Below are 4839 nucleotides of genomic sequence, written 5' to 3'. Positions count from 1 at the left end.
AGGTACTAATCCATCTCCAAATAGTCTCACGTCTGATGCCAAAAACTCTTGCTAATTCTGCCTTACTGACTCCATTTACCAGATGTGCGTGCAGTATCATACGTTTTTGGTCGTCTGATAGGCGCTTTATGCAAGATTGCTTGCGTTGAAGTGCTGGTTCTTGGAACTTTAATACTTCATTTTTGTTCTCTTTGCCCATTTTATTTGAACTTTTTTATTCAACTTAGTTCAGGGCAATACATACAGCGTTGCTGTTGCTTGCGGAAAACTCTGTTTATCTTCACCCGTATCGATGTGGTATGGGAGAGTGGATTATGGGCCGCTTGTGCAGCTCCTTCCCCTTGGGAGGGCACTGAAAAAGTCCCCTTTTTTTATGACCAAAACGGAAAATGCTTACGATTTGTAACTTCTCTTTCTGCAAATCGCCTAAAATAAGGCTAAAATAGACAGATGATAAAGGGTAAAACAGCTATATCTCCGTCATCAACTTTCAATTTGATAGTGGGTTTTAGTTTTTCAGTGCCCTCCCTTGGGGAAGGTTGGGATGGGGCCTCAGCTGGCACTCCTTCCCCTTGGAAGGCTGAGATGGGGCTTCTTGTATATTATGTATTTCTCAATTTCTCTTTGGGAAAATCGTTACTCGCAGCAGGATATTTATCTGTATTAATACTATTTTCTAATCTCCGTAGCCACCAGGCGAATGGTTACATACCATGCGCCATAACCGTCGCTAATCCACAAGCCTCTTGCCCACGGATAGAGTTCATGCTCGAGCGATTGATAGTGACCGCCTTTGATCACATGAGTGTGTTCTCCTGGCGGACATTTGTAGTCTTTCTTACCGTTGGGGGTGACCGGTCGGTCGGGCGAATAGGTGTTATAGGGGTCATAGCACATCTCTGCGAGTCCGCCCGACATGTCGTAGAGTCCCAGACCGTTGGGTTTCTTGCATCCCATGTGATATGACTTTTTTTCTTCCCCTTCCAAGTTATCTTTATACACCGCCACCTCATTGGCATTGTTGCTGCCGCTGAATCGGTAGGGAGCCTTAAGCTTACCCTCAATGGCAGCATATTCCCATTCGGCCTCGGTGGGCAGACGGAACTCCTGACCGCAGTAGGCATTCAGGCGTTCCAGAAATGTCTGGATTTCTTTGCACGATATGTTGCATTTGGCATAATCCTTCCCCATAGGGTTCTTGGTGTAATACTCATAGTCTCCATCCCACCAGTTGTCTTTCATGAAGGCGTCCCATAGAGCCATGCTCAATTCGTATTTACAGATATAATAGCCATCGAGCGTTATCTCTCTCGCGCGTTCTTTGTTGAATCTTACCGTGTCACATCCGGCGGTGAAGGTGCCGCCCTTGACATACACCATATCCCCCAGCAGCTTGTTGACCAGACGCTTGCGGTGGGCGTCCATGTCAAATCTCTCTTTGGGGCTTGGCGTGCGCTGCGGCTTTTTGTGCCTGACGGTCGTGGCAGGTTTCTTCTTGACAGCTGCGCCCGAAGTCTTTGGTCTTATGATGCCTTGGGCCGAAGCTGCTGTCAGGGCTGCTATAGCAATGATAGTTATAAACAGTCTTCTCATAATCTTATGTATTATAGGGTTTCCAGCACGCGCTTGAGCACCACCTCGGCGCTTATCTCGCGGTTGGCGGCTTCGGGGATGACAAGCGAGTGGTCGCTCTCTATCACATCGTCGGTGACGATGAGGCCGCGTCTAACGGGCAGACAGTGCATGAAGTATCCGTCATGAGTCCAGCTCATGTGCTCCGAGTCGATGGTCCACGACATATCCTTGCAGAGTATCTTGCCATAGTCCTCTTTGCAGCTTACGCCGGGGCAGCTCCAGTTCTTGGCATACACGAAGTCGGCACCTTCGAGCGCGCGGCGCTGGTCATACTCCACATGGGCATTGCCCACAAACTTCTCGTCCAGTTCGTAGCCTTCGGGATGGGTCACCACCAGGTCTACATCGGCAGCGTTCATCCATTGGGCAAAGCTGTTGGGCACAGCCTGTGGCAGCGCACGGCAGTGGGGAGCCCAGGTGAGCACCACCTTGGGACGCTCCGTCTTGCGGTGCTCGTCGATGGTGATGAGGTCGGCAAAGGCCTGGAGCGGATGCACCGTGGCAGTCTCCATAGCCACAACGGGGCGGCCGCTGTAGCGCACAAACTGGTTGACGATGGTCTCGGCATAGTCGAAGTCACGGTCTTTGAGCCCGGCAAACGAGCGCACGGCGATGATGTCACAGTAGCTTGCCATCACGGGGATGGCTTCGAGCAGATGCTCGCTCTTGTCGCCGTCCATGATTACGCCACGCTCGGTCTCCAGCTTCCATGCGCCGGCATTGACGTCGAGTACTATCACGTTCATTCCCAGGTTCATGGCTGCCTTCTGGGTAGAGAGGCGTGTACGCAGACTGTTGTTGAAGAATATCATCAGCAGAGTCTTGTTCTTGCCCAATTCCTGAAAGGCAAAGCGGTCGCGCTTTACCTCCTGTGCCTCGGCGAGCGCCTGACGGAGGTCGCCCAGGTCTTCTACATTGAAAAATGTCTTCATCTCTTTCTTCCTTTATTTGATTTGTCAGCGCCGGACAAATAGCCGATGCCGGCATCGATTGTGTGCGGGATACTGTTGATGTCACAAAAATACGCAAAAAACCTGACATGCACCGCTATTTTCCCCATTTTTTTGCCTGCCGTTTTTTTTAGACGCACCCCATCCAACGCCAACGGCGGAGCCAGACATCCGTTGATGTCCTGCTCCGCCGTGGAAATTGTGGCTGGGTCGTCTGTGCGGTTAGCGTGCCATAACCTTGTAGGCGCGGCCACCGGCCTTGACGATGTATACCTGTCCGGCAGCGAGGGTCAGCGTGTTGGCGCCAGCCTTGCCGCTCAGAGTCTGCTTGTTGCATCCGTCGAGGGTGAAGACATAGATGGGAGCAGCCTGCGCCAGCGTCACGGTCACGGTGTTGCCGCTTACGCTTACCTTGGGGTCGCCGTTGGCTACCACGTTGTCATCGATGCCTGCAGCGATGCTCAGGTCGGCATAGACAATGGGTGATGTGCCTGAGATTACCTCGCCACCCACGTCGTTGTGACGCCATCCTGTCACCTGATAACCATACTTCTTGTTCTCCTCGAGACCAGAGAAGTTGTAAGAGGTGGTCTTGCCGTCGGTGAGTTTCACCAGGTCATACTTCACGGTGATGATGTCGCCCTTGTAGAGACCCTGGCTTACAGTAACCTCATCGATGAAGAACTTCTTGAGTCTTTTATCCTCAAATGAGAGCATGGTCTCAGAGTCGCCGTCGTTCATCTCCCACTCTTCATCGATATTGCCATTTTTGTCGAAGGTTGCCGTGTGCATGTTCAGTTTGCCGTCTACTATATATCCCACGTGGTATACGTTGAGGGCGTCGCCGGCAGTACCATGGGCCTTGAGGTGTATTTTGTACTTGCCGCCGTTGGCCGACAGGTTCATGATGGGCGAGTGCAGATAAGACATGTTCATGGGGAAACGGCCTGCATCGGCACCTATCATGCCTTTGGCCATCAGCACATTGCGTCCGCTCCAACCTGTGCAGTCTGTATACTTGTCCAGGTCTTCCGAGTTGATGCTGATGGGAAGCATCGTGGTGCCCTCGGTAGCCTTGGAGAACTGGTCGTCAAGGCGCTTATCTATCTTGGTGTCCTCGACCACGTCGAAGCGGTAGGGCTGCACATAGTAGCCCAGCGCCTTGGGCAGATACTCCCAGTTGGCGGTGTACGAGGTACTCTTGATGTTGCTGGCGGGCAGGGTGTTGACACTCAGAAAGCCATCGACATACATGATGGCCGACATGTCAGAAACCTCGCTGCCATTCTTTGCCTTTACATAGTAGTAATAGACCTTCTCGGCATCCAGGTCGGTGGGAACGATCCATGTACCCTCAACCTCCTTGTCGCGCATCACGTATACGGGGGCCTTGTATTCATACTGTATGGAGTTGATGGCGATGTCGCCCACGTTGTGGCTGTCGTCCTTGACAATCTCAAAGACCACCTTGCCGATGTTGGAGCGGATTCCGCCGAAAGCATCCTCCAGGTCGAAATCCTCTTTGAGGTAGAAATAGTAAGCCTCTACCTGACCCGAACTGATCATGTCGCCGGCCTTGTCGTAGAGAGTCACCTTGAAACGGCTCGAGTTTTCCTTGGTGATGCCCTGCGCATTGATAAGGTTGGCGTTGAAGATACATCTGGAGAGGTTGCCGCCCACCATGAGGGAAGTAGACACCTTGTCGTCGTTGGCGTCCAGCACGATGTGGTCGCGGTCGTTGTAGTAGACCACGTCGGTGGTGCCGTTCTTGGAGATGTCAACGCTGAAACCAACAGGAATATTGGGGTTGGCTGTGTTGATTTTGCCGCCACTGTGGTTCACGTTGGCAAAGGTCTCGTCGAATTTCATCATGTTGTCGCCCAGAGTGTAGAGGCTGAACAGATAGGAGTCGGCGCCGGCGTCTTCCCACGTAGCTTTGAATTGGGTACCCAGATAGTTGTCGGGGAAACCGATGGTGGGTGGGTTTACGGCAGCATACGCCGATGCCACTGTTGTGGCCAACAGTGATAGGATGAAGTAGATTTTCTTCATTTTGTAGGTTTATTTATATGGCTCCCGTATGAATAAAACTGCGCCCCGAGCCGGGAGGAATAACCACAGGGCGAAGCGGAATCTCTCTTTCCGAGCGCCAAATTATAAAAAAAATGATGAAATCCGACACAAAAACTATGTTTTTTGTACTTTTCGTAGCGAAAAATGGCAAAATGATAATCCCGTCCACCCACCCCGCCAT

At 51.7% G+C, this 4839-nt stretch carries 5 protein-coding genes; all 5 read right to left on the bottom strand.

The features are described from left to right. The coding region (locus CIK94_RS14055; RefSeq protein ID WP_173845674.1) for a helix-turn-helix domain-containing protein at nucleotides 1-199 on the bottom strand (199 nt) is incomplete at its 3' end. 470 nt (nucleotides 200-669) lie between these two features. After that, the gene (locus tag CIK94_RS07975; protein WP_094422506.1) at nucleotides 670-1593 is read right to left on the bottom strand and encodes an SUMF1/EgtB/PvdO family nonheme iron enzyme; all 924 of its coding nucleotides are present in this window, start codon (nucleotides 1591-1593) and stop codon (nucleotides 670-672) included. 11 nt (nucleotides 1594-1604) lie between these two features. After that, nucleotides 1605-2567, bottom strand: coding sequence for an acetylornithine carbamoyltransferase (locus CIK94_RS07970; RefSeq protein WP_094386918.1), 963 nt, complete (start codon nucleotides 2565-2567; stop codon nucleotides 1605-1607). 240 nt (nucleotides 2568-2807) lie between these two features. Next, nucleotides 2808-4637 (bottom strand): hypothetical protein, encoded by a 1830-nt coding sequence (locus tag CIK94_RS07965; RefSeq protein WP_094422504.1) that lies wholly within the window; start codon nucleotides 4635-4637, stop codon nucleotides 2808-2810. 13 nt (nucleotides 4638-4650) lie between these two features. Continuing rightward, nucleotides 4651-4839, bottom strand: a 189-nt coding sequence (locus tag CIK94_RS14635) for a hypothetical protein (protein WP_094422502.1), incomplete at its 5' end; no start/stop codon positions are given.

Origin of the sequence: Prevotella sp. P4-51 (assembly GCF_002251455.1) — a bacterium.
In the GTDB taxonomy this organism is placed as follows: domain Bacteria; phylum Bacteroidota; class Bacteroidia; order Bacteroidales; family Bacteroidaceae; genus Prevotella.
Note: the sequence above shows the minus strand (reverse complement) of the source record. Positions and strands in the feature narration are given on the sequence as shown.

Coding starts and splice junctions, on each gene's coding strand:
- CIK94_RS07965 (WP_094422504.1), bottom strand. CDS start 4,637: ATGAAGAAAATCTACTTCATCCTATCACTGTTGGCCACAACAGTGGCA.
- CIK94_RS07975 (WP_094422506.1), bottom strand. CDS start 1,593: ATGAGAAGACTGTTTATAACTATCATTGCTATAGCAGCCCTGACAGCA.
- CIK94_RS07970 (WP_094386918.1), bottom strand. CDS start 2,567: ATGAAGACATTTTTCAATGTAGAAGACCTGGGCGACCTCCGTCAGGCG.